Source organism: Pseudomonas sp. 32_A (genome assembly GCF_017490905.1).
Taxonomy (GTDB): domain Bacteria; phylum Pseudomonadota; class Gammaproteobacteria; order Pseudomonadales; family Pseudomonadaceae; genus Aquipseudomonas; species Aquipseudomonas inefficax.
On sequence record NZ_JAFGYI010000012.1, the window covers coordinates 77,139 to 101,305 of the forward strand.

The 24,167-nt window shown below is 63.5% G+C and carries 24 protein-coding genes; 6 read left to right on the forward strand and 18 right to left on the reverse strand.

Annotated features, from left to right (window positions below; translation table 11 throughout):
- Window positions 1-31: 31 nt before the first annotated feature.
- From J5M58_RS09990 to J5M58_RS10000, 3 genes are all read left to right on the forward strand, one after another.
- Window positions 32-175, forward strand: a complete 144-nt coding sequence (locus tag J5M58_RS09990) for a hypothetical protein (protein WP_181457403.1) — start codon at window positions 32-34, stop codon at window positions 173-175.
- A gap of 87 nt (window positions 176-262) precedes the next feature.
- A complete protein-coding gene (locus J5M58_RS09995) occupies window positions 263-1,372 on the forward strand; it encodes a mechanosensitive ion channel family protein (RefSeq protein ID WP_207878054.1) in 1,110 nt (369 codons plus the stop codon).
- 22 nt (window positions 1,373-1,394) lie between these two features.
- The gene (locus J5M58_RS10000) at window positions 1,395-1,823 is read left to right on the forward strand and encodes a hypothetical protein (RefSeq protein ID WP_112253849.1); all 429 of its coding nucleotides are present in this window, start codon (window positions 1,395-1,397) and stop codon (window positions 1,821-1,823) included.
- Window positions 1,824-1,867: 44 nt separating this feature from the next.
- On the opposite strand, the gene xth is transcribed toward J5M58_RS10000, so the two are convergent.
- The 7 genes from xth to J5M58_RS10035 all read right to left on the reverse strand — a co-directional run bounded on the left by xth (window position 1,868) and on the right by J5M58_RS10035 (window position 8,098).
- Window positions 1,868-2,662 carry an exodeoxyribonuclease III gene (gene xth / locus J5M58_RS10005; protein WP_112253850.1) on the reverse strand — a complete coding sequence of 265 codons (795 nt, stop codon included), beginning with the start codon at window positions 2,660-2,662 and terminating at the stop codon, window positions 1,868-1,870.
- Window positions 2,659-2,901, reverse strand: a complete 243-nt coding sequence (locus tag J5M58_RS10010) for a hypothetical protein (RefSeq protein WP_003257678.1) — start codon at window positions 2,899-2,901, stop codon at window positions 2,659-2,661. Before J5M58_RS10010 ends, xth begins: the two co-directional genes overlap by 4 nt.
- A gap of 163 nt (window positions 2,902-3,064) precedes the next feature.
- Window positions 3,065-3,679: a hypothetical protein gene (locus tag J5M58_RS10015; protein WP_112253851.1), complete on the reverse strand. Its 615-nt coding sequence runs from the start codon at window positions 3,677-3,679 to the stop codon at window positions 3,065-3,067.
- Window positions 3,680-4,345: 666 nt separating this feature from the next.
- A complete protein-coding gene (locus J5M58_RS10020) occupies window positions 4,346-5,680 on the reverse strand; it encodes an MFS transporter (protein ID WP_112253852.1) in 1,335 nt (444 codons plus the stop codon).
- Between the two features lie 53 nt (window positions 5,681-5,733).
- Window positions 5,734-6,804 carry a C45 family peptidase gene (locus tag J5M58_RS10025; RefSeq protein ID WP_207878069.1) on the reverse strand — a complete coding sequence of 357 codons (1,071 nt, stop codon included), beginning with the start codon at window positions 6,802-6,804 and terminating at the stop codon, window positions 5,734-5,736.
- A 116-nt stretch (window positions 6,805-6,920) separates the two neighbouring features.
- Window positions 6,921-7,850, reverse strand: coding sequence for a LysR family transcriptional regulator (locus J5M58_RS10030; RefSeq protein ID WP_112253854.1), 930 nt, complete (start codon window positions 7,848-7,850; stop codon window positions 6,921-6,923).
- Window positions 7,838-8,098 (reverse strand): hypothetical protein, encoded by a 261-nt coding sequence (locus J5M58_RS10035; protein ID WP_112253855.1) that lies wholly within the window; start codon window positions 8,096-8,098, stop codon window positions 7,838-7,840. The genes J5M58_RS10030 and J5M58_RS10035 overlap by 13 nt, the downstream gene beginning before the upstream one ends.
- A 16-nt stretch (window positions 8,099-8,114) precedes the next feature.
- On the opposite strand from J5M58_RS10035, the gene J5M58_RS10040 reads away from it, so the two are divergent.
- The gene (locus tag J5M58_RS10040; protein WP_243432286.1) at window positions 8,115-9,818 is read left to right on the forward strand and encodes an amidohydrolase; all 1,704 of its coding nucleotides are present in this window, start codon (window positions 8,115-8,117) and stop codon (window positions 9,816-9,818) included.
- A gap of 215 nt (window positions 9,819-10,033) precedes the next feature.
- Complete coding sequence (locus tag J5M58_RS10045) at window positions 10,034-10,822, forward strand: formate/nitrite transporter family protein (RefSeq protein WP_112253857.1); 789 nt, start codon at window positions 10,034-10,036, stop codon at window positions 10,820-10,822.
- A 64-nt stretch (window positions 10,823-10,886) separates the two neighbouring features.
- Here the strand turns inward: J5M58_RS10045 and J5M58_RS10050 are convergent, their stop codons facing one another.
- The 11 genes from J5M58_RS10050 to pedF all read right to left on the reverse strand — a co-directional run bounded on the left by J5M58_RS10050 (window position 10,887) and on the right by pedF (window position 21,951).
- Window positions 10,887-11,144 carry an OprD family outer membrane porin gene (locus tag J5M58_RS10050; RefSeq protein WP_243432280.1) on the reverse strand — a complete coding sequence of 86 codons (258 nt, stop codon included), beginning with the start codon at window positions 11,142-11,144 and terminating at the stop codon, window positions 10,887-10,889.
- A 215-nt stretch (window positions 11,145-11,359) separates the two neighbouring features.
- Window positions 11,360-13,087 (reverse strand): NahK/ErcS family hybrid sensor histidine kinase/response regulator, encoded by a 1,728-nt coding sequence (locus J5M58_RS10055; protein ID WP_207878056.1) that lies wholly within the window; start codon window positions 13,085-13,087, stop codon window positions 11,360-11,362.
- The gene (gene ercA, locus J5M58_RS10060) at window positions 13,071-14,234 is read right to left on the reverse strand and encodes an alcohol dehydrogenase-like regulatory protein ErcA (RefSeq protein ID WP_025339550.1); all 1,164 of its coding nucleotides are present in this window, start codon (window positions 14,232-14,234) and stop codon (window positions 13,071-13,073) included. The genes J5M58_RS10055 and ercA overlap by 17 nt, the downstream gene beginning before the upstream one ends.
- Before the next feature lie 89 nt (window positions 14,235-14,323).
- Window positions 14,324-14,596, reverse strand: a complete 273-nt coding sequence (gene pqqD, locus J5M58_RS10065) for a pyrroloquinoline quinone biosynthesis peptide chaperone PqqD (protein WP_112253859.1) — start codon at window positions 14,594-14,596, stop codon at window positions 14,324-14,326.
- 52 nt (window positions 14,597-14,648) lie between these two features.
- The gene (pqqA, locus tag J5M58_RS10070) at window positions 14,649-14,720 is read right to left on the reverse strand and encodes a pyrroloquinoline quinone precursor peptide PqqA (RefSeq protein WP_003253598.1); all 72 of its coding nucleotides are present in this window, start codon (window positions 14,718-14,720) and stop codon (window positions 14,649-14,651) included.
- A 249-nt stretch (window positions 14,721-14,969) separates the two neighbouring features.
- Window positions 14,970-16,490 (reverse strand): aldehyde dehydrogenase family protein, encoded by a 1,521-nt coding sequence (locus tag J5M58_RS10075; protein ID WP_112253860.1) that lies wholly within the window; start codon window positions 16,488-16,490, stop codon window positions 14,970-14,972.
- Window positions 16,491-16,652: 162 nt separating this feature from the next.
- Entirely contained in the window at window positions 16,653-18,437 is a 1,785-nt protein-coding gene (pedH, locus tag J5M58_RS10080; protein WP_025339553.1) for a PQQ-dependent alcohol dehydrogenase PedH, read from the reverse strand.
- A 266-nt stretch (window positions 18,438-18,703) separates the two neighbouring features.
- Window positions 18,704-19,636, reverse strand: coding sequence for a quinoprotein relay system zinc metallohydrolase 1 (locus J5M58_RS10085; protein ID WP_207878057.1), 933 nt, complete (start codon window positions 19,634-19,636; stop codon window positions 18,704-18,706).
- A gap of 40 nt (window positions 19,637-19,676) precedes the next feature.
- Window positions 19,677-20,444 (reverse strand): quinoprotein dehydrogenase-associated SoxYZ-like carrier, encoded by a 768-nt coding sequence (locus tag J5M58_RS10090; RefSeq protein WP_112253862.1) that lies wholly within the window; start codon window positions 20,442-20,444, stop codon window positions 19,677-19,679.
- A 164-nt stretch (window positions 20,445-20,608) separates the two neighbouring features.
- On the reverse strand, window positions 20,609-21,484 hold the full coding sequence (locus J5M58_RS10095; RefSeq protein ID WP_207878058.1) for an ABC transporter substrate-binding protein: 876 nt from the start codon (window positions 21,482-21,484) through the stop codon (window positions 20,609-20,611).
- 5 nt (window positions 21,485-21,489) lie between these two features.
- Window positions 21,490-21,951, reverse strand: coding sequence for a cytochrome c-550 PedF (gene pedF / locus J5M58_RS10100; protein ID WP_112253864.1), 462 nt, complete (start codon window positions 21,949-21,951; stop codon window positions 21,490-21,492).
- A 254-nt stretch (window positions 21,952-22,205) separates the two neighbouring features.
- Here pedF and exaA point away from each other — a divergent pair, with 254 nt between their 5' ends.
- Window positions 22,206-24,101, forward strand: a complete 1,896-nt coding sequence (exaA, locus tag J5M58_RS10105) for a quinoprotein ethanol dehydrogenase (RefSeq protein WP_112253865.1) — start codon at window positions 22,206-22,208, stop codon at window positions 24,099-24,101.
- The last annotated feature ends 66 nt before the right edge of the window (window positions 24,102-24,167 follow it).

Consider the following 24,167-nt stretch of genomic DNA (forward strand, 5'->3'; position numbering starts at 1 on the left):
GCCTGAACGCCAGACAGCGAGGAACCAGACCATGATCGACCCCAACCACCCCGACCCTTACCTGGACGACATACCGCACAACCCAGGCGAGCCTGTGCCCGAGCAGGAAAAGGAGCAGGAAGCACCCGACTGGCCCGAAGGCCAGGTGCCGCCAGAAGAGCAGTCCGACGGCTGAGGCTCGCCTGCGCAGTGGCGTTGCCTGCCTTGCCGGCAATGCCGCTTTCCCAGTCACCCAATCCTTGCGCAAGGAGGCACGTGTCTCATGAGTGATCGCATCATCGCGTTGTTCACCGATACCACACTGTTCGGAGTTTCCGTTCTCAATTTGTTGCTGGCACTGACGGTAGCCCTGCTGACATTCCTCGTGGCTCGAGCGGCCATCAGTTTCATGCTGCGTCGGGTCAAACGCTGGTCCGAGCATGACGGCGCGCTCAGCCAGGTACTGGCCAAGGTGCTTGCCGGTACCAGCAATTTTCTGCTGTTCCTTGCCTCGCTGCTGGTAGGCCTGAGCATGCTCGACCTGCCCGAGCGCTGGCTGACCCGGGTCGGTAGCCTGTGGTTCGTGGTCGCGGCATTGCAGATCGGGCTGTGGGCCAACCGCGCCATCGGCCTGGGCCTGAACCGCTATTTCGCCCGGCACCGCACCGACGGATTGAACCAGGGCAGCGCGCTGGCCACGCTGTCGGCATGGGGCGCGCGGGTGCTGTTGTGGTCAGTGGTGCTGCTGGCGATGCTCTCCAACCTGGGCGTGAACATCACCGCCTTCGTCGCCAGCCTGGGCGTAGGCGGCATCGCTGTTGCGCTGGCCGTGCAGAACATCCTCGGCGACCTGTTCGCCTCGTTATCCATCGCCGTGGACAAGCCGTTCGAGGTGGGCGACTTCATCGTCATCGGCCCGCTGGCCGGTACGGTTGAACATGTGGGGCTGAAGACCACGCGCATCCGCAGCCTGGGCGGCGAGCAGATCGTCATGGCCAATGCCAGCATGATCAGCAGCACCATCCAGAACTACAAGCGCCTGCAGGAACGACGGATCGTGTTCGAGTTCGGCCTGTCCTACGACACGCCAACCGAAGCAGTGAAGAAAGCGCCCGCCATCGTCGAGGAAGCGATCAAGGCGCAGCAGCAGGTGCGCTTCGACCGCGCGCACCTGCGCGGCTTCGGCAAAGAGGCGCTGGAATTCGAGTGCGTGTATATCGTCAAGGACCCCGGCTACAACCTGTACATGGACATCCAGCAAGCGATCAATTTCCACTTGCTCGAGCGCTTCTCGAAGGTCGGTGCCAAATTTGCCGTACCGGTACGGGCGATCAAGGTCACGGCCTTGCCAGAGGAATCAAAGCGCGGGCCTCAAAGTATTCACGTGGGATAGCCCCCGTGCATGTCAGCGCTCCATGCATTCCGTCGATTTCACGGCACGGCCGTGGGCAATGCTGGCCGAACGAAAGGTAACCAATACGCAAAGGAGTATCGCCATGAAGATCATGCTGCCTCACTCGTTACTGCTCGCGCTGTGCCTGGGGGCCAGTGCACCTGTGGTGCTGGCCGCCACCGACCTGAACGATCAGCGTGCCCCTGGCACGCAGCCGCATGACAGCGGGCATATGAACGGCCAAGGCGGGGCAACAGGCTCCGGTACACCTGCGGACGCCATGGGGTCGGGCTCTGGCGGAACCGATAACAATGATACCGACAAGACTGGAGGCGATGGCACCACCGACCAATCGGGTAGTGACCGCAGTGGCTCGGAACGCGGCAGCGGGACGGGTAGCGGAACCGGAGGCTCTGGTGGTTCGGGCTCCAGCGGTGGCTCCGGTAGTTGAAGGCGGTCGCCCACCCTGCCACGGTGCAGGTTTCTCTAAATGCCCTACGGCTTGCGACGCGTGCCCAACTCGATCCACACCGGCGCATGGTCGCTGGCCTTGGGTTCGTTACGCACCCAGGCATCGACGCCAGCCCGCTTCAGGTAAGGCGCCAGTTCGGGGTTGAGCAACAGGTGGTCGATACGTAAACCGGCGTTGCGTGCCCAGTGGTTGCGGAAATAATCCCAGAAGGTGTAGATGCGTTCGTCCGGATACAGATGGCGAAGGGCATCGACCCAGCCTTGCCGCAGCAGTTTCTGGTAACACGCGCGTGATTCGGGCTGCAGCAGTGCATCCTTCATCCAGGAGCGCGTGTCGTAGATGTCCATATCGGTGGGCACCACATTGAAATCGCCCGCCAGCACCACGGGATGGCCACTGCCATGCAGCCCTTTCGCATGCTCGATCAGGCTCTCGAACCAGCGGAGCTTGTAATCGAATTTCGGCCCCGGTTGCGGGTTGCCGTTCGGCAGATACAGGCAGGCCACCACTATCCCCTGCACTGCGGCTTCAAGGTAGCGGCTCTGGTTGTCATCCTCCATGCCAGGCAGGCCACGCCGTACTTCCAGTGGTTCGCTGCCTCGCGACAGAATGGCCACGCCGTTCCACGAAGGCTGCCCTTGGTAGAGGCTGCCATAGCCCGCCGCTTCGAGTGCCTGACGAGGGAACTGCTGATCAGCCGCCTTGAGCTCCTGCAGGCAGGCGATGTCGGGCCTTTCCCGCTCCAGCCAGGCCAGCAGTGCCGGCAGCCGGCTACGAATGCCGTTGATGTTGAACGTGGCAATCTTCAGCGCTTTCATGCGTCGGGGTCGCTGACATGGGCCTGCACGGCATCTTCCAGAGCGCGCACATGGGCGTCATCGGCCAAGGCCTTGAGTGCCAGCCAGTCGTCCCAATCGATGGCGCCATCGTCACGCAGGGCCTCGGCGGTACGCAGCAGTTCATGGTGGTAGGCATCCGGCGACTCACGGCGGTAACTGATATCGTCGTACTGGGCGTACCAGGCCTCGAGTTCGGGGATGCTGCGTTCAATGCTCATGATGGAGCCCTCACGGTGTCCTTTGCATTAAGAGCCCCACCATTGAGCGACGTTCAAATTCAACGCCACGGCCTGTCGCGCCGCCCAGATGCTGCGCATGAAACGAGCTCGCCGCGAACCAGGTTGCCCGGTTCGCGGCGTAATCGAAGCGTTACTCAGGCAATCAGACAGGAATGCCTGCCAGCCGCCAGACAGGCGCTGGAACCGGTTCGGCCTGGCTGCGGCTGCGTGCCCACTGGGTCAGGGCAGCCATCATGGCAAAGCCGAGCAGGATCAGTACCGGATAGGCCAGCAGCAACTCGGTCAAGGAGTATTTCCAGGCCAGTGGTCGACCGACGCCCAGCATCGCCGCATACAGCCAGGACACACCCGACAGTGCGCCGGAGAACAGCGCGAACATCCTCACGCCAAAGTTCAGGTCGAGCAAGTTGCCCGCTTTCAGCAGGGCAGGCAATACATAGCGATGCAACAACATGCCGTTGAAGGTCAGCAACATGACAATAATGACCTTCGCTTGAAGTTTCGGATTGGCAAAATAGTTCATACCTTTATCAAGGTAGTCAATTCCAATCACTGCGGCACCCGTGAGCCACAGGAATATCAGGGCATTGCCCACGGATTTCTGCAAGCTCGTCATATGCTTGCTGTCATGCCCGGCCTCTTTATGACCTTTCAACAAGTTCCTGACCATCTCGGCGTCGCTGGCGAATACCAGGCCAATGGCAATGCAACAGGCCAGTAAATGAACGTAAATCACCGACAACCGCACCAGCTCCATGGATTCTTTCTGCCCGAACAGGCTAATAATTGTATTAATCTCCACGACGTTTTCTCCACGTAATGCGTTAGCACTAGATGACCCTGCAATAGGCGTGCGAACGATTTAATCGCAGCGGCAAAGTCAAATTCGAATCGTTAAATGAAAAAGCAGATAGTTATTCAATACACACGGTGGCTCACCCGAAGAGCCTCGGTTTGGCATGGCATTGCTCCAGTATTCAGGAAAAAAAAAGCCCCATGAGCATCCCTGCGATGCCGATGAGGTTGAACGTCCATATGTTCTGGGGAAAGGCGCGAGGTGCAATCACATTGAAGGCACCTGCTGGCAAATAGGAGTCAGCGTCACCCAAATCGTTCATTTCTCGAGTAAAACGACCGACAGGCGGCACACTAAAAGAAGTTAGTTAGTTTGCTAAGTTATTGTAATTTGACCGAATGGAAAGTTTTACCAGGCAACTGGATCCAAACTTCGCAAGTGACTTTGAATGCTCTATTTCGCCGTTTTGCAGTACTCGTTTTTGCCAGTGGCGGTGGCTGAAGTGCCATCAGCCAGGCCAGGGCCAGCCCCAGTCCGATCGCCACGCACTGTCAGCCCCCGTCTGTCGCCTTCAGCCTGCCAGCACCCTCAATTTGCCCTGGGTGATGGCAGGCTGTGCAAATACCCTCAAGGATTGCCCACAGCCACAGACGCCACGTGCCCCGGCGCTTCCTCATCGATCTGCGCCATGCTCAACCGCGCTGTCTCGCGCAGCATGAGCGAACATACCGCCACCAGTGCCAGGGCCCCCGCGCCATACAGCGCCACGCCCAGCGGGTCATGGTCGGTGAGGATAAGGATGGCCGTGGCAATGCTCGATGCAGTGCCGCCGCCCAGCGCGGCGCCGATCTGGTAGCTGGCCGAGATGCCCGAGTAACGCATGCTGCGCGGGAACTGCTCGCCGAGGAAGGCCGGGATAGGCCCTTGGGTCGCCCCCATCAGCAGGCCGGTCAGGCTGTAGGCGCACAGGGCGACGGCGAAGCTCTTCATGCCCACCAGGGAAAAGAACACGAACAGCCCCAGGGCCATGGCCAATGCGCCGAAGGCCATTACCGTACGCCGCCCCAAACGGTCCGACAGGTAACCGAAAAACGGCGCCGACAGCACGATGGCGACCGACAGCGCCAGGTCGAACATCAACGCGTCGGTACTGCCAAAGCCCACCTGCGTGGCGTAAGTCAGGAAAAAGGTGCTGCCGATATAGGCGATGGTGCAGTAACCGAAGGCGATCCCGGTGCACAGCAGCAGCTGCCGCGGACGTTGGCGCAAGGCCGCGGCCAACGGCGCAGGTACGGGCTTGGTCAAGGGCGCGGTGACCGCTGCCGGTGCCTTCAGGCGCGCGTACAGGCCGATCAGCACCAAGGTGCCGCCCAGCCAGAACGGGATGCGCCAGGCGAAATCGACCAGGTTGTCGTCGAAGGCCGCACTGACGATGGCGAACACTCCAGCCCCGAGGATGCCACCCACACCGATCCCCATGCTTGTGAAACTACCCCACAGCCCGCGCCGCCCTGGTGGCGCAGACTCGATGCCGAACAGCGCGGCGCCACCCCACTCCCCGCCTGCCGCAAAGCCCTGGACCAGGCGCAGCAGCACCAGCAGCACCGGCGCAGCCACGCCGACGCTGGCATGGCCGGGCAGGCAGCCGATGAGGAAGGTACTCAGGCCCATCAGCAGCAAGGTGGCGACCAGCACCTTCTGCCGGCCGATGCGGTCACCGAAGTGGCCGAATACCAGGCCACCCAACGGTCGGGCAAGAAAGCCCGCACCGAAAGCGCTGAAGGCCACCAGCGTTGCGGTCAGGTGGTCCATCTGCGGGAAGAACACCTGGGGAAACACCAGTGCGGCGGCGGTGCCGTAGATGATGAAGTCATAGAATTCCAGCGCCGTCCCCAGGCCGGAGACGCAGAAGGTTCGCAGGGCGGAGCGGGATGACGCAGGGCGGGAATGTTGCGCATGCATTGTTGTTGTTCTCGTTCAGCGGTGCCGCCTTGGGCTGGCGGCACCGGGTTGGCTCAGAAGGTGTCGAAGCCGGCCTTGGCCAGTTGCACAGGCGTGCCGGCCACGTACTGCAGGGCACAGCGTTCGGTGTCGATGCCGACGCTGAGCAAGGTTTCCCAGCGCTCGGTATCAGGCATGGCCAAGTCCGGGTGGAAGCAGATCGGCGCCCTGTCGCCCTCGGCGCCACACATGGCCTGGGCCCGGGCACGCAGGTCAGCGCTGGCCATCTGGCCGACCACCTGCTCAAGGTGGCCCAGGCGGCATTGGGTATCGGCGCGGTCGGCGACCTGCTCGCCCAGGCTCAGTTGTGGGTCAAGGAAGTGGTTGGTGTGCAGCAGCCAGCCGTCTTCTCGTGGCAGGACCAACGCTGTGCGCGCGGGGCTCAGTTCGATGCTGGCCGCCCGCGGGCTGCTGTCCTGGCGGGAGAACACTGTCAGCACGGTAGAGGCACTGACCCGCGCCGACCGGGCAAACTCGATGGCCTCCTCGACACTGCTGGCTTCCTCCAGCAGACGCCGGGCGATGGCGTGCACCGGCACACCACCACTGTCGTTGTCACTGGCGTGGTGGAGGATATTGAAGTGCAGGCCGAGGCCCGCGCTGTTCACACCAAGCTTTGCAAGCATGCCGAACTCGCAGAACAGCTTGACGTTCATGCCGCGCTCGGTGTGCAGCGCCAGCATCAGGCCATGGGGGCACAGGCTGTCATGCCAATCCCAGGTCTGCAGGGTCTGCGGCGCACGTGCGCCACGGGGTGCATGCACGGTGGTCGAGCATTCGCTGTGGCGGGTTCGGGCCGCCAGCACTTCGGTGCGGGCGTTCAGACTCGCCAGTTGCCACAACGGCAGTTCGGCACCGCTGGCCATGCCGACCACTTCAGCGGCCAGGCCCGGGCTCCAGGCCTCCAGGGCGGCCAAGCTGTTTTCGCCGATGCGCTGCGCCTCACTCAAGGGCACGCCTACCCGCGGAAAAAAGTCCAGATACAGTGCAGTGGTGGTACGGATCTGCTCGGCGAAGCGCGTACCTGTCTGGTGGCCTCGCTCGAGGGGGTTGCGGATGTCGCTGACATGGGTGTGGATCTTCAAGGCGGGGAACTCCTGGTACAGGCCGGGGTGGTCAGGCAAGTACCGCTAGCCTAGCGAGGCCCCCCCAGTCGATCATCGCCACAACCCGCACAACTTTTGTGCCCCGATGGAAAAACTCAGCCCCGCACCAGTGTTTGCACTTCCTGCCCATGCAAGTGCTCATGCAGCAAGGCAATGAACGCCTGTACCTTGCGGGTATTGCGCCGGTGCGGCAGGTACAGCACGTGCACCCAGGGGCCGAACGCGCTCAGCGCCCGCCAGTAATCGGGCATTACCTCCACCAGTTGTCCATTGGCCAGGTAGGGGGCGGCACACCAGGTGGGTACGAACTGCAAGCCCTGCCCATCGAGCAGGCAGGCCAGCAGGAAGTCGAAGTTGTCGCTCACCAGTCGGGGGGTGGGCTGGCGCACACGCAGCGTCTGGCCGCCGTGTTCGATCCACCAGAAGCTGCGGTTGAGCAGCGGGTGGCGCAGCAGCAGCCAGTCGTGCCGGGCGTAGTTCTCCAGGGTAATCGCCTCGCCGTGTCGGGCCAGGTAGGCAGGGCTGGCGCATAGGATCACGCGGTTTTCGATCAGCGGCTGGGCGATCAGCTCTGGCTGATCGGTGGGGCCGTCGCGCAGAGACAGGTCGTAGCCGCCATCGATCAGGTCCTCGTTGGCATCGTTGAGGTTGACCTCCAGGCGCACCTGCGGGTGCTCGCGCATGAAACGGCAGCACACCTGGTTGAGAAACGCAGGGCCGAACGACGGTGGCGCGGTGATGCGCAGGGTACCGCGCAGCGCGTGCTGCAACTGCTCCACTTCCTCCGTCACCCGTTGCAGGTGCATCAACGCCTGGCGGGCGCCTTCCAGGTACAAGGTACCGGCCTCGGTAAGGGCCATGCGCCGGGTTGTGCGTTCGAACAGGCGCACGCCCAGTTCGCTCTCCAGGTGCGCAACAGCCTTGGTGATGGCAGACGGTGTTTTGCCCAGTTGCTCGGCCGCACGGCTGAAGCTGCCGTGTTCGGCAGCAGCGACGAAGATGGTCAGGGCCATCATCTTGTCCATGGTTTCTTCCTGTTCGGCACAAACGGTGGGGGCAATGCGAAGGTGGCGAGTATCTGCCCCTCGCTATCAAACCCGCAAATGCGGGCAATTTGAATAGGCACGGCGAAGGCCGCTGTTTGCGCCTTGGCAATCGATGGCTGGGGATTGTTTCCCGATGGCAAAAAAAGTTGTGCCTGCCCTCGCCTTTTTCCGCCCTTGCCCCCTTGGCTAGGCTGCGGCGCCATCACGACAAGAACGAGGCACAGCATGAAGCAGCTCCTGAAAATGGCAATCAGCGCCGGCCTGGCCTGCACGTGCACACCGGGTTTCGCGGCAGTGGACCTGATCCTGCACAACGCCAAGGTCTACACCGCCGAGCCCGGCCAGCCCTTGCAGCAGGCCGTGGCCGTCGAAGGCGAGAAAATCGTCGCGGTAGGTTCCGATCAGGCCGTGCTACGCCTGAAGGCTGAAGGCACCCGGGTCATCGACCTGGGCGGCAAGGTACTGATGCCTGGCATGCTCGACGCCCACTCGCATGCCATCAAGGGTGGCCTGCAACTGGTGCTGGCCGACCTGGCAGGCGAGCAGGTCGCCCTGGACGAACTGGAGCGGCGCCTGAAGCAATGGCGCAGCGACGGCAAAGCCGTGCGCGGCGAGTTCCTTGTCGTCGGTGGTGTACCGGGCACCTACTGGAATGACATCCCTGCGCTGGAACAGCGCTTCAACCACGGCGAATGGGCCGCGCAACCGATCCTGTTCGCTGCCAACGACATGCACACCGGCTGGGCTAACCAGGCCATGCTCAAGCGTGCCGCAATCGATGCCGATACCATCGCTGCCCTGCCTGCCGAGGCACGCAACACCATTGGCCAACACCCGGACGGCACACCAAACGGTTTCCTCGCCGATGCCAGCTACTACCCGGTGACCGACCTGCTGCCCCCGCTGCCCCACGCTACCCTGCTGAGCGCAGGGCGCATGGCCCTTGACCACTACAAGCAGCTGGGCATCACCGGCTGGATGGACCCGCTGGCCAACGAGCTGCCGGGGGCCGATGTGAACAACCATTCGCTGGGCGTGCTGCCGGTGTACAAGGACCTCTCCGCGCGTGGCGAGCTGACCGCCCATGTCGCCGCCCTGCTGATGGCCGATTCCAGGGCCCGCGCTGCCGACCTGGACGAACTGGACAAGGTTCGTCAGCAATTTCTCGGCGTTCGCAACCTTACCCTGCCAGGCATCAAGGTGTTTGCCGACGGCGTTGCCGAAGCGCCAGCGCAGACGGCGGCGATGCTCGAGCCCTACAGCAACTCCGGCAAGCACGGTGAACTGCTGCTGGACCCGCAACACTTTGGCGAACTGGTCAGCGCCGCCGATGCCCGTGGCTGGTTGGTGCATGTGCATGCCATCGGCGACCGCGCCGTGCGCGAGGCGCTCAACGGCATCGAGCAGGCCCGGCGTGATCGCCACAGCGGCATCCCCCACTCCATTACTCACTTGCAGATGGTCAACCCCAGGGAATACGCCCGTTTCAAACAGCTCGATGTGATTGCAGCAATGCAGCTGTACTGGGCCAGCGCCGACCAATCGAACATGGAACTGGTCAAGCCGTACGTGAATGCCATGGCCTTCATGCACACCTTCCCGGCACGTTCGCTGCTCAAGCATGGCGCTACCATTGCAGGCGCCAGCGACTGGCCGATCACCACCCCGGACCCTTGGCAAGCGATTTACCAGGCCATCAGCCGCAAGGGCCCCAAAGGCGTGCTCAACGCATCTGAAGCCATCGACCGCCAGGTGATGTTCCAGGCCTATACCCTCAACGCCGCCCGCACCATGCGCCTGGAGCAGCAGATCGGTTCGCTCAAGGTTGGCAAGCAAGCCGACATGATCGTGGTTGACCGCGACGTGCTCGACGTCGATGCCGAAACACTGCGCGATACCCAAGTGGTGCAGACCTGGTTTGCCGGGAAACAGATTTACGCACGCTGATTGGCGAACGTCATCGACACGATCTATCAGTTCATCCATCCCATCGATTTGACCGCGTCAAATTGCCTCATGTAGCTTGCCGCCCTCTTCGAAGTTGGCCCAAAGGTGTGCGTTACACCGCTGGGCCGACTGCGCAGTCTATCCCCGTACTGTTAAAGCCCCACCACGGCGAGCCTACCCGCTGTAGTCGCCGTCACTGTGTTCGAGTTTCCGAAATGTCCGTCAATAGCCCCACCCGTATCACCGAGCTTGTCATCGAGAGCGGCGTCAAAAAAGCCCATCTATCCACCCAGGCGACACTGGTCCTGGGGTTTCTCGCAGGTGCATTCATTTCGCTGGGGTTTCTCCTGGCTATCCACGTCAGCACCATGATCCCGGCACAGTGGGCCTCGTTCGGCACACTGCTGGGCGCCGCGGTATTCCCCATCGGCCTGATCCTGGTGATTCTGGCCGGTGGAGAACTGCTCACCGGCAACATGATGAGCTTGCCCTTGGCGATGTTCGCCCGACGTATCGGCCCAGGCGCCGTGGCGCGCAACTGGCTGCTGGTGACGGTAGCCAACATGTTGGGTGCACTGTTCGTTGCCGGGTGCTTCGGGCACCTGCTGGGCCTGACCGAGGGGGCCTACCTGAACAAGGTGCTTGCGGCTGCGACCAGCAAGACCAACGCCGACTTCCTTCACGCCTTCGTCTCCGGCATCGGCTGCAACTGGCTGGTGTGCCTGGCAGTGTGGCTGTCGTATGCCAGCCGAGAAATGAGCGGCAAGATTCTCGGCATCTGGTTCCCGATCATGGCGTTCGTCGCCATCGGTTTCCAACACGTGGTTGCCAACATGTTCCTGATCCCGGCTGCGATTTTTGCCGGCTACCTGAGCTGGGGGCAGTTGGCGGAGAACCTGGTGGCCGTGTTCCTGGGGAATGCGGTGGGTGGGGCGATCTTCGTGGGGTTGGCGTATTACGTGTCCTACGGTGTGCCTTCGCAGGAGTCGTGCGAGGCGCAGTGAAGCATTACGCGACCGAGGTGCCCTGGAACGGGCCTGTGCGTCGTGGTCGACGCTCATCACGCAATCAGAACAGGCTGATCGGGTAATCGACGATCAACCGGTACTCATCGGCGCTGGAGTTGCCGCGGGTATTACCGGGCGCGGTATAGCCATCACCCTCGCGATGCGTTGCCCAGCGCAGGGTCAGCGACAGGTCCTTCGCCGGGCCGGCTGGTACCTGGTACTTGAGAGCAAGGTCGCGCTCCCAGTGCTTGTGCGCCCCGGTAAGGTAGCCAGCCAGGCAGAGCCGCGACAGGCTGACATCCGCAACACTGAGTCCCATTTCGGGAACAGCCACCTGGCACTATGCCCCCCTGTAGGAGCAGCACAAGGATGCTCTCATGAAACTGCACATAACTCATTGAGTCAGCAAGGACCCTGTGGGAGCGGCTTTAGCCGCGAACACCGGCGCAGCCGGTGCCATGCACCGCGTTGGATTCTTCGCGGCTAAAGCCGCTCCCACAGGGTACGAGGATCGCTTGCGAATGGATTGAGGCTTCAGCCCAGCAACTGGCTCAATACCGCACGCAACTTCCCCGGTTTGACGGGCTTGTTCAGCAACGGCGCGCCAAGTTTGTTCAGGGAGCGTCGGCACTGATCGCTGCGGTCGGCGGTGATGATCACCGCCGGAATGGCGGTGCCAAAGTGCTCGCGCAAGTGCCTGACCACCTCGCAGCCGACAACACCGTGGTCCAGGTGAAAATCCGCCAGGATCAATTCCGGTGCCCGCCCCTGCAAGGCCAGCAAGGCCCCGGCCTGGTCGGTCGCGGTAACCACTTCGCAGCCCCACTGCCCGAGCAGCGCGCCCATGCTCTCGAGGATGCTCACTTCGTTGTCCAGTACCAGCAGGCGGCGGCCCGGCAATGGGTTGCCGGCGCCCGGCTGCGGCGCGGCCTGGTGGATAGGCAGCGGCATGGCTTCGCCGATCGGCACGTCGATGCTGAACATCGAGCCACGCCCCGGCCACGAACGCACCTCGATGCGGTAGCCGAGAATCTTGGCGATCCGCTCGACGATCGCCAGCCCCAGGCCCACGCCCTTGCGGTCGGCGGCGCGGCCTACGTCCAGTTGGTTGAACTCGAGGAAAATGGCCTGCAGCCGATCCGCCGCGATGCCCCGCCCGGTATCCCACACCTCCAGGCGCAAGTGATCGCCGCGGCGCCTGGCCCCTAGCAGGATCCTGCCCTCGTCGGTATAGCGGCAGGCGTTGCTGAGAAAGTTGCGCAGGATACGCGTCATCAGCCGCAGGTCGGTACTGATGGCGTAGTCGCCAATGCGCGCGCGCAGCTTCAGGCCTGCCGCATCGGCCACCGTGCGGAACTCCGAGACCAGTGGCCCGAACAGTTCGTCGAGGCGGTACAGCGCCACATCCGGCTTGACCGCCGCCTGGTCGAGCCGGGAAATGTCCAGCAGGTCGGTCAGCAGATCTTCGGCGCCCTCCAGGGCCTGATGGGTACGCTCCACCAGCACCTTTTCCGCTTCTGCCAGTGGCCTTTCGCGCAGGGTCGAAATCAGCAGCCGCGCGGCATTCAGCGGTTGCAGCAGGTCATGGCTGGCGGCAGCGAGGTACTTGTCCTTGCTGCGGTTGGCGGTTTCCGCGGCATCGCGGGCATCGCGCAGGGCGCGGGCGATCTGTTTGCGCTCGGCGATCTGCTGTTGCAGGTTGCGGTTGGCCTCAAGCAGTTCATCGGTGCGGGCGGCCACTCGTTGCTCGAGTTCGTCATTCAGTTGCTGCAGGCGCTGCTGGGCCAGCTTGCGTTCGGTGATGTCGGCGACAAACCCTTCCACCAGCCCTTCCTGCCCGGGCTTGAGCAACAGGTTCATCAGCACATCGAGGTGGCTGCCGTCCTTGCGCCGCAAGCGGGTTTCATAGCCGTGCAGGCTGCGTTCACGGGCGAGGGTCGCGGTTATGGCGTGCAGCTCTTCGGCCCCGCCGACAAACAGGTTGGCGGCAAGGTCCGTCAGCGGAAACAGCAACGCTTGCGGGTTATCGTAACCGAGCATGCGTGCCAACGCCGGGTTGGCGGCACGCATGCCATCTTGCAGGCTGGCCTGGAAAATCCCGTGCACGGCGTTTTCGAACAGCCATTTATAGCGGTTGCGTTCGGCCTCCAGCTCGTCCAGGCGCGCCGCCAGCTCTGGGTAATGGCTCTTGCGCGCCGAGTGGTCGCCCAGCCCCAGCAGCCCGGCCAGCGCCCGTTGCTGCTCGTCAGAGGGCCTCGCCATAAACCACCTCGACATCACGCTGGCTCGACGCACGCGGGTTGGTGAGGATGCACGGGTCATCCATCGCATGTTGCGACAGGAACGGGATATCGGCCGTGCGCACCCCATGCAGGCCCAAGGTTTCGTGGAAGCCAATGGCATGCTTCAGCGCGATCAGGTGCTCGACCAGGCGCGCGCAGATCTGCCGATGGTTGAGGCCGCGGCAGTCGATACCCAGCACTTCGGCAATCACCTTGAAACGCTCCGGCGCCGAGCTGTAGTTGAACGCCACCACGTGCTCCACCAGCACCGCATTGCACAAGCCATGCGGCAGGTCGAGGAACCCGCCCAGGCTGTGCGACATGGCATGGACCGCACCCAGAATCGCATTGGAAAACGCCAGCCCTGCCTGCATGCTGCCCAGCATGATTTTCTCGCGCAGGGCGATATCGGTCGGGTTGGCGATCATTTCCACCAGGTTGCCGTTGATCAGGCGCATGGCCTCCAGCGCATGGGGATCGGTGAGCGGGCCGTGGCCGGTGGAAACGAAGGCTTCGATGGCATGCACCAGCGCATCGATACCGGTGCAGGCCGACAGGAACGGGTCCATGCTCAGGGTGGTTTGCGGGTCGATCAGCGACACATCCGGCACCACCGCCTTGCTGACGATGGAGAACTTCATGCGCTCCTGCTGGTTGGAGATGATCACGAACTGCGACACGTCCGCCGAGGTGCCGGCCGTGGTCGGGATCAGAATCAGCGGCGGGCTGGGCACGCGGATCATGTCCACGCCTTCGAATTCGAGGATGCTGCGCCCGTGGGCCACCACGATACCGATGGCCTTGCCGCAATCCATCGGGCTGCCGCCGCCGACCGCGACGATCACATCACAATGGTTTTGCCGGTAGATCTCGGCACCGAGCATCACCTCTTCGACCCTCGGGTTGGGCGATACGGCGCTGTACAGGCAGTAGTCGATGCCCTGGGCCTGCAGGCTGGCCTCCACGTCGGCCACCCAACCGGCGGCAATCACACCGGGGTCGCTGACCACCAGCACCTTGCGCGCACCGAAGGTCTTGGCGTAATTGGCAACATTGTGCCGGCAGCCGGCACCAAAGATGATCTCGGGCGAAACGAACTTGCGAAGCGGGCTGAAACTCTGGCTCATCGGGAAGCCTGTTCTTATTGTTCTGGAAGGTAACCGCCAGCGTAAAGCATCCCGTAGCGAAAGCAACCAGACCAAAGCGTGACCACGGCTCATTCGATCCAGTACTTGGCACGGGCCACCTCCAGGAACGCCAGGATGTCCTCGTCGAGCCCCGGCACACCGGGAAAACGCTGGGCCAGACGGTCGATGACAGCCGCCACGCTGCGCTGGCCGTCCAGCAATTCGAGCACCCAGCCGGCGCTGGCGTTGAGCTCGATGATGCCCTCGGGGTACAGCAGCACATGGCACGCCTGGTGCGGCTCCCAGCGCAGGCGAAAGCCCTTGCGCAAGGCCAGGGCTTGTTCGCGATCGATCAGGTTCACAACAGGCTTGCTCAGTGAAGACCCGGCCATCGTGGTGATGGCCGGACAGGCATCAACGATTGGCGAAGTACATCGTCACTTCGAAGCCGATGCGCAGGTCGGTAAAGGCGGGTTTAGTCCACATGGGGCATTCCTCTTCTTGGTGCCGGGCGATTCCGGTAGAGGCATTAATGCACGAGGGGCGACGGGGCCGAATGCTACTTTGGGACAGGTTTGCGGGGTGCGTTGGTAGGGGGCAGCGGATCACTGTGGATTTGGCTGTTGCAGTGCCGGCCTCTTCGCGGGCTCGCCCGCTCCCACAGGGACTGCACAAGTTTCAAGACCAGTGCAATACGTGTGGGAGCGGGCGAGCCCGCGAAGGCCGCGACGCGGTTTAGAAGAAGCCCAACGGGTTGATGTCGTAGCTCACCAACAGGTTCTTGGTCTGCTGGTAGTGATCGAGCATCATCTTGTGGGTCTCGCGGCCCACCCCGGACTTCTTGTAGCCACCGAACGCGGCATGCGCCGGGTACAGGTGATAGCAGTTGGTCCACACGCGCCCGGCCTTGATCCCACGGCCCATGCGATAGGCACGGTTGATGTCACGGGTCCACAGCCCCGCGCCCAGGCCAAACTCGCTGTCGTTGGCAATCGCCAGCGCTTCGGCTTCGTCCTTGAAGGTGGTCACGCCCACCACCGGGCCGAAGATCTCTTCCTGGAACACGCGCATCCTGTTGTTGCCCTTGAGCAGGGTCGGCTGGATGTAGTAACCGCTGGCCAGGTCGCCGTCGAGCCGTTCGGCTGCGCCACCGGCGAGCAGCTGCGCGCCCTCCTCCCGGGCAATCTGCAGGTAGGAAAGGATCTTGTCGTATTGCTGCTCAGAGGCCTGGGCGCCGACCATGGTCTCGGTGTCCAGCGGGTTGCCACGGGTGATCCTGGCGATCTTCTTCATCACCTCGGCCATGAACGGCTCGTAGATCGACTCCTGGATCAGCGCCCGCGACGGGCAGGTGCACACTTCGCCCTGGTTGAAGAACGCCAGCACCAGGCCTTCGGCTGCCTTTTCGATGAACGCGGGCTCGGCCTGCATGATGTCTTCGAAGAAGATGTTCGGCGATTTGCCGCCCAGCTCGACGGTGGACGGGATGATGTTCTCGGCCGCGCACTTCATGATGTGCGAGCCCACCGGGGTGGAGCCGGTGAAGGCGATCTTGGCGATGCGCTTGCTGGTGGCCAGGGCTTCGCCAGCTTCGCGGCCAAAGCCCTGGACGATGTTCAGCACGCCTGCCGGCAGCAGGTCGGCGATCAGCTCGGCGAAAATGGTGATCGACAGTGGCGTCTGCTCCGCTGGCTTGAGCACCACGCAGTTGCCGGCGGCCAGTGCCGGGGCGAGTTTCCAGGCGGCCATCAGCAGCGGGAAGTTCCATGGGATGATCTGCCCGACCACGCCCAGCGGCTCGTGGATATGGTAGGCCACGGTGCCTTCGTTGATCTCGGCGGCGCCGCCTTCCTGGGCGCGGATGCAGCCGGCGAAGTAGCGGAAGTGGTCCGCCGCCAACGGTACGTCGGCGTTGAGGGTTTCGCGCACGGCCTTGCCGTTGTCCCAGCTTTCGGTAACCGCCAGTACTTCAAGATTCTGCTCGATACGGTCGGCGATCTTCAGCAGCGCCAGGGCACGGTCCTGCACCGAGGTCTTGCCCCAGGCCTCGGCAGCGGCATGGGCGGCGTCAAGGGCCTGCTCGATGTCCTCGGCGCCAGAGCGCGGGAACTCGGCAATCGGCTGGCCGTTGACCGGCGAGCTGTTGGTGAAGTACTGGCCGCCCAGCGGCGGCACGAATTCACCATTGATGAAATTGCCGTAGCGTGGCTTGAAGGACACGATGGCGCCTGGGGTTCCGGGTTGTGCGTAGATCATGCTGAGCCTCTGTGGGTCGATGCCTGTCCGGCGACAGGCGATGAGCCGATGGTAAAAAGCCCCGCCTGCCGGGCGAATGCATCGTTGGCAGCGGGGCTCTCGTCATTTGGTAGTAGGGCCGCTTGCCCCAAGGTCGCTGGCAACAAGCGGCAGGTGATCGGCTTAGCGGCTGGCACTTGCCGTTTGCAGTTGCTTGGGCAGCTTGAAGGTCCAGAGCATGCCGCCCTGGTTGAAGTCCTTGACCCGCTTGGCCACTTCGCCGCCCCACAGCGGCACCGCGCCGCCCCAGCCGGAAACCACCGAAACGTACTGTTCGCCGTCCATTTCCCATGTCACTGGCGAGCCGAGCACGCCGGAGCCGGTCTGGAACTCCCAGACCTTGTCACCGGTCTTGGCGTTGAACGCCTGCAGGAAGCCTTCCGGCGTGCCGGTGAACACCAGGTTGCCCTTGGTGGTCAGCACCCCGCCCCACAGCGGTGCGAAGTTCTTGTGGCGCCACACTTCCTTGCCGCTGACCGGGTCGATGGCGCGCAGCACGCCAATGTAGTCTTCGTTGAGCGGCTTGATGGTGAAGCCGGCGCCGAGGAACGCCGCGCCTTTCTTGTAGGCGATGCCTTCGTTCCAGATGTCCATGCCCCACTCGTTGGACGGCACGTAGAACAGCCCGGTGTCCTTGTTGTAGGCCATCGGCATCCAGTTCTTGGCACCGAGGAACGCCGGGGCCACGAACACCGAGCTGCCCTTGGCCTCGCTACCCGGTGCACCCGGCCGGCTAGCCTCGTTGTAGATCGGCCGGCCGTCCTTGTCCAGGCCGGTGGCCCAGGTGATCTTGTCGACGAAGGGGAAGCCGCGGATGAACTTGCCGTTGGTGCGGTCCAGCACGTAGAAGAAGCCGTTGCGGTCAGCGGTGGCGGCGGCCTTGACCTCTTTGCCGCCATCCTTGTAGTTGAACGAAATCAGCTCGTTGACACCGTCGAAGTCCCAGCCGTCATGTGGCGTGCTCTGGAAGTGCCACTTGATGGTGCCATCGTCGGGGTTCAGGGCCAGGCGCGACGAGGAATACAGGTTGTCGCCCGGGCGCAGGTGCGAGTTCCACGGTGCCGGGTTGCCGGTGCCGAACAGGATCAGGTTGGTTTCCGGGTCGTAGTAGCCGCCCAGCCATGGCGCCGCACCGCCGGTCTTCCACAGGTCGCCGGGCCAGGTCTTGCCCGCCTCGCCGCCGGAAATGCCATTCTCGATCGCCTTGCCGTCCTTGTACACGTAGCCCATGTGCCCTTCCACGGTCGGGCGCATCCACAGCAGTTCGCCGTTTTCCGGGTTGTAGGCCTGAATCTTGCCCACCACGCCAAACTCGCCGCCGGCAACGCCGGTGATCAGCTTGCCGTTGACGATCATTGGCGCGGCACTGATGGAGTAGCCTTCCTTGTGGTCGGCCACCTTCTTGCTCCATACCACCTTGCCGGTGTCCTTGTTCAGCGCCACCAGCTTGGCATCGAGGGTGCCGAAGAACACCAGGTTGCCGTACAGCGCCACGCCGCGGTTGATCACGTCGCAGCACGGGCGGATGTCATCGGGCAGGCGCGCATCGTATTGCCACAGTTTCTTGCCGGTACGGGCGTCCACGGCGAACACCCGCGAGTAGGAGCCGGTCAGGTACATCACCCCGTCCTTGACCAGCGGCTGGGCCTGCTGGCCGCGCTGCTTCTCACCACCGAAGGAAAACGCCCAGACCGGCCGCAGGTCCTTGACGTTGTCGGTATTGAGCAGGTTCAGCGGGCTGTAGCGCTGGCCCTGCACGCCCAGGCCATTGGTCACGATCTGCTGCGGGTTCTTCGGGTCCTGGAGAATTTCTTCGTTGCTGACAGCGGCGTGGGCTGCACCGGCAAGCAGCATGGCGCTGAGCACCAGGCTCAAGGCGAACACGGGACGACGTGTGGATCGGGTCATGACGGCTACCTTTGGTTTTTTTGTTGTATCCGGGAAAACTTCCCGGTGTGTCGGGAATTCTTGGTCCCGACCTGCTTGCCAACAATTGCACGCAGTGCGGAGTTTTCTAGTTCCTTGGTATCGGTGAACTTGCGCGGCCCCCTGTAGGAGCGGCCTTGTGTCGCGATAGGGGCGCGAAGCGGCCCCAGGATTTGTGCCATAGCTGAAATCGCCGGGGCTGCCTTGCAGCCCCTTCGCGACACAAGGCCGCTCCTACAGGGGCCGTGTCAGCCCTTGCTATCCACGCGCCGCAGCTGCTGGCGTTCATAACGCGGATACAGGTGGCTGACACTGCGAATCAGCTCGTAACGGGTCAGGCTGATACGGGAAAACCGCTCGGGTATCGGGCTGCGGATCATCTCGGCCATGTCATCGCCACGCGCCGCACCGTCACGCATCAGCCCATCCAGCCAGCCCAGGTAATCACGCATCTGCGCAAACGGCCGGGCATCGCTGGCCAGCGGGCCGTGACCGGGTACAAGTTGCTTCCAGGGCAGCGCTTGCAAGGTGTCCAGGTCCTTCAGCCACACCTCCAGCCCCGGGCTGTTGGGCGTGGTCAGCGCGCGCTGGTAAAACACCAGGTCGCCGGCGAACAGCACGCCGGTGGTTTCATCCAGAATCGCCAGGTCGGCACCGGTATGCCCGCCCAGCGCCAGCAGCCGCAGGCGGTGCCCGCCCACCTCGTGGATACCCGGCTCCAGCACCCGTGTCGGCAGTACCACCTCGGTACCGCGCATCCAGTCGCCGACCAGGCGGTACATGTTCTCGGCCATGGCCTCGCCCTGCTGCTGCAACAGCTCGCCGGTACCGGCCAGGGCACCGATGGGCACATCGGCAAACGCCTGGTTGCCCAGCACATGGTCGGGGTGGTGATGGGTCAGCAGCACTTCGAGCACCGGCTTGTCGGTGGTGGCGGCAATGGCCTGGCGCAAAGCCTCGCCGTAACGTTTCGATGGCCCGCTGTCGATCACCACCACCCCGCTGTCGGTGACGATGAACGCGGTGTTGACGATATTGCCGCCGTTATCCTTGGCGAAATTGTCGGTGCTACCCTCCAGCAGCCAGGTGCCCTCGGCGATCTGCCGGGGCTTGAGCCGATAGTTCAGGTCTGCCCAGGCCGGCAGGCCCAGGCACAGCAGCAACAGCAGAATGCAACGCATGACGGGCGCCTCTGGTCAGGGATGGAGTCGGGTAACGCGTTCAGGGCACTGCCGCCTCGAACTGGTTGCCGCTGTTGTCCTGCAACACCAACCGGGTCGGCCCGGGGCCCTGGATGTCGAAGCCCAGGTTGGGGTTTTCGCTGACCGCCGGGTACAGCTCCAGGCTGGCCAGGCGCTGGCCGTCCGCGCCTTGCAGCTCGGCATGGTTGAGGAAGAATTCGGGAATGCCGCTGACCAGGCCGTTGTCCATCGGGTGGGCCACCTGCAGGCGCAAGCGGCTGCTGTCGCCGCGCGGGTAGCGCCCGCCCAGGACTTCACCGAGGTGCTCCTCCCAGCCAGGCTGGGTGCGTACCACACTAGGCGCGGTACATCCGCCGCCAGCGGCATCGATCAACGCCGAGCCCACGTGCCACAGGCCGTCGCGCGTCAGCACCGCAGCGCGCAGCGGTGTGGCCTGTTCGATGCGGATGCGGATCGACAACCAGGGCAGCACGCGCTCGCCGGGCTGGAAGTCGACAATGCGCGGCAGCGGGTTGAGTTCGGCCCAGGCAACAATCCGCACCACCTCGCCGCCGAACGCCCGGGCGTCGATCTCCAGCGGCACCTGACGGGCGTCCTCGGCAAAGGGTGGCGCCAGCAGCTTGACCCGGTCGTCGAACACGAATGCGGCCTGGCCCAGCAGCTGCTTGTGATAGAAGTCCCACATCACTGACGGCACCGGGTCCTTGTGGTTACTTGGCTCGCTGGCCAGGGCCTGTGCGGCCCAGGGCATCCAGCAGGCCAGCAGCAAAGTTGCTCGCCAGTTCATCGCCCACCCCCTTTGATCAACGCAAATCTGGCTGACATTGCACGGTCCTTGTGGGAGCGGGTTCACCCGCGAAGAATGCAACGCGGTATATGGCACCGGCTTCGCCGGTGTTCGCGGCGGTTCGACGCATCGATGAACCCGCTCCCACAGGGACCGCGCCAATGCTACTGATACATTTCCGGGACTTGATAGCGCAGGCCGTAGTGGGCATAAATCGCCTTCATCCGCCCATCGCGAATCAACGCCTCAAGCGCCTCCTCCACCGCATAGGCCAGCTGCCGGTTGCTTTCATGCACCGCCATGCCGATCTCCCAGGCCTGCTTGCCAAGGTTCGGGTAGGCGTTTTCCGCCAGGGCCAGTTGCGGGTCGGCAGCCTGGTGCAGTTGCCAGTCGACCTCGCCGCGCATCGCCATCACCGCGTCAACCTGGCCGGCCTGCATGGCACCGAACGCCTGCTGCACATTGGGGTAATGATGGGTCCTGGCGCTGAGCATGCCGTTGAACACGGAAGTCAGGTAGAACGACGGCACGCTGTCCACCTCGACCCCGATCGGGTGCTGCTGGAACACCGCGACACTGGCCACCGAGGCCAGGCGACGGCGGTCGTAGGCGACCTGCCAACGTTCCTCCTGATAGGGGCCGAACATGACCACCTGGGCGTTCTCCAGCTCGCCCACCTCGTTGCGCCGCTGCGCGTAGGCATGGTCGTACGGCACCCGCATCATCAGGTCGGCCAGTTGCTGGTGGCGCAGCGGGCTGCCGCGCCAGATGTAGTCGCGCAGATCGTCGTCGAGCTTTTCCCCTGGTGGCGCCCAGATCAGCTGCAGGCGTACCCCCAAAGCCGTGGCCAGGGCCTGCGCCAATTCCACGTCGACACCGCGCGGCTGGCCGTGGTCTTCGAAACTGTAGGGCGCAAAGTCCTTGTACACCGCCACCTTCAGTTCGCCGGCGGCAATGATCGCGTCGTAGCTGCGCACCTGCGCCTGCGCCGCCGCGCAACACAGCAGCAAGCCACTCAACAGCGCCACCAACAGACGCATGGCCGTCACTCCTCGACGTGCACGCTGTCCAGGTAGGTGCGCACTGCCCACAGGGCCTCCTGGCTCAGGTAATCAGCCATCTTCGGCATGTACACCCGGCCATCGCGCACCGCACCATGGCGTACGCGCTCGACGAACCATTCATCCCCGGCCTCGCCAGCATCGAGCATGCGCAAATCCGGTGCGATACCCCCGGACTTGGCCTCCAGGCCATGGCAGGCGGCGCAGTTCTGGTTGTAGGCCGAGGCGCCGATTTCCACGGCCTTGTCGCGCTCGGGAGAGCTGCGGTACGGGTTGACCGCCGCCCAGCCGTCGCCGTCCAGGCTTACGCCAGCGTCCTTGATCGGGGTCAGGCCCTTGGTTTCCACGGCCTGGGGCACCACATTGCCATGTGCCCAGGCCGTGCCGGTCAGCACCGCACTGGCAAGCAGCCCGGCAGCCAGCAAGACGTTGCGTTTTGTTGTCATTCTTATGCCCTCACGGTTGCACGCAAGGCCTCAACCACAGAGGCCGTGTCGCCATCTTAAAAACAGCCCGCAGGCGGCCGAATGCTGCTTTGGTGGCCGCACCTTACTCCCTTGGTAGTAGGGCTTGTGGCGAAGGGCCAAATGAGGTGCCCTACGGGAACTATTCCCGGCAAGGGCGGGACTTTTTCCGTATCCCGCAACACCCGCCCCGTCCCACCCTGTGCAGGCCAAAACCTCCACTGGGAACTGCAACCATGACAACAAGAACGCTACCCGCCCTTTCCCCTCTGGCCCTGAGCGTGCGGGCCTTGCTGCTGGCCGGTAGCCTGGCCCTGAGCAACGCGGCCATAGCCGCCACCGCCCCAGCTGCACCTGCCGGCAACAACGTCACCTGGGAAGACATCGCCAACGACCACCTGACCACCCAGGACGTGCTGCAGTACGGCATGGGCACCAACGCCCAGCGCTGGAGCCCGCTGGCCCAGGTCAATGACCAGAACGTGTTCAAGCTGACCCCGGCCTGGTCCTATTCCTTCGGCGACGAGAAGCAGCGCGGCCAGGAATCCCAGGCCATCGTCAGTGACGGCGTGGTCTACGTCACCGGCTCCTATTCGCGGGTGTTCGCCCTCGATGCGAAAACCGGCAAGCGCCTGTGGACCTACAACCACCGCCTGCCGGACAACATTCGCCCCTGCTGCGATGTGGTCAACCGCGGCGCGGCGATCTACGGCGACAAGATCTACTTCGGCACCCTCGACGCGCGGGTCATTGCGCTCGACAAGCGCACCGGCAAAGTGGTGTGGAACAAGAAGTTCGGCGACCACGCCGCCGGCTACACCATGACCGGTGCCCCGGTGCTGATCAAGGACAAGACCAGCGGCAAGGTATTGCTGATCCACGGCAGCTCCGGCGATGAGTTCGGTGTGGTCGGCCAACTGTTCGCCCGCGACCCGGACACCGGCGAAGAGGTGTGGATGCGGCCCTTCGTCGAGGGCCACATGGGCCGCCTGAACGGCAAGGACAGCACGCCGACCGGTGACGTCAAGGCACCGTCCTGGCCGGACGACCCCAGCACCGAAACCGGCAAGGTCGAAGCCTGGAGCCACGGCGGCGGCGCGCCTTGGCAAAGCGCCAGCTTCGACCCCGAGACCAACACCATCATTGTCGGCGCAGGCAACCCCGGCCCCTGGAACACCTGGGCGCGCACCTCGAAGGACGGCAACCCGCATGACTACGACAGCCTGTATACCTCAGGGCAGGTCGGCGTCGACCCGAGCACCGGTGAAGTGAAGTGGTTCTACCAGCACACACCCAACGATGCCTGGGATTTCTCCGGCAACAACGAGCTGGTGCTGTTCGACTACAAGGACAAGGAAGGCAAGCTGGTCAAGGCCACCGGCCACGCCGACCGCAACGGTTTCTTCTATGTGGTGGACCGCAGCAACGGCAAACTGCAGAACGCGTTCCCCTTCGTCGACAACATCACCTGGGCCAGCCACATCGACCTCAAGACCGGGCGCCCGGTGGAAAACCCCGGCCAACGCCCGCCCAAGCCGCTGCCAGGTGAAACCAAGGGCAAGCCGGTTGAGGTCTCGCCACCGTTCCTGGGTGGCAAGAACTGGAACCCCATGGCCTACAGCCAGGACACCGGCCTGTTCTACATCCCCGGCAACCAGTGGAAGGAGGAGTACTGGACCGAGGAAGTGAACTACAAGAAGGGCTCGGCCTACCTGGGCATGGGCTTCCGTATCAAACGCATGTACGACGACCATGTCGGCACCCTGCGCGCCATGGACCCGAGCACCGGCAAGCTGGTGTGGGAGCACAAGGAACACCTGCCGCTGTGGGCCGGCGTGCTGGCGACCAAGGGCAACCTGGTGTTCACCGGCACCGGCGATGGCTTCTTCAAGGCCTTCGACGCCAAAACGGGCAAGGAACTGTGGAAGTTCCAGACCGGCAGCGGCATCGTCTCGCCGCCAATCACCTGGGAACAGGACGGCGAGCAGTACATCGGCGTGACCGTGGGCTACGGCGGCGCGGTACCGCTGTGGGGCGGCGACATGGCCGAGCTGACCAAACCGGTAGCCCAGGGCGGTTCGTTCTGGGTGTTCAAGATCCCCAGCTGGGACAACAAGACTGCACAGCGGTGACTGCCTGAGTTGATGCATCACTGGGGCTGCGTTGCAGCCCCAGGACGCACACCCGACTTCACATCG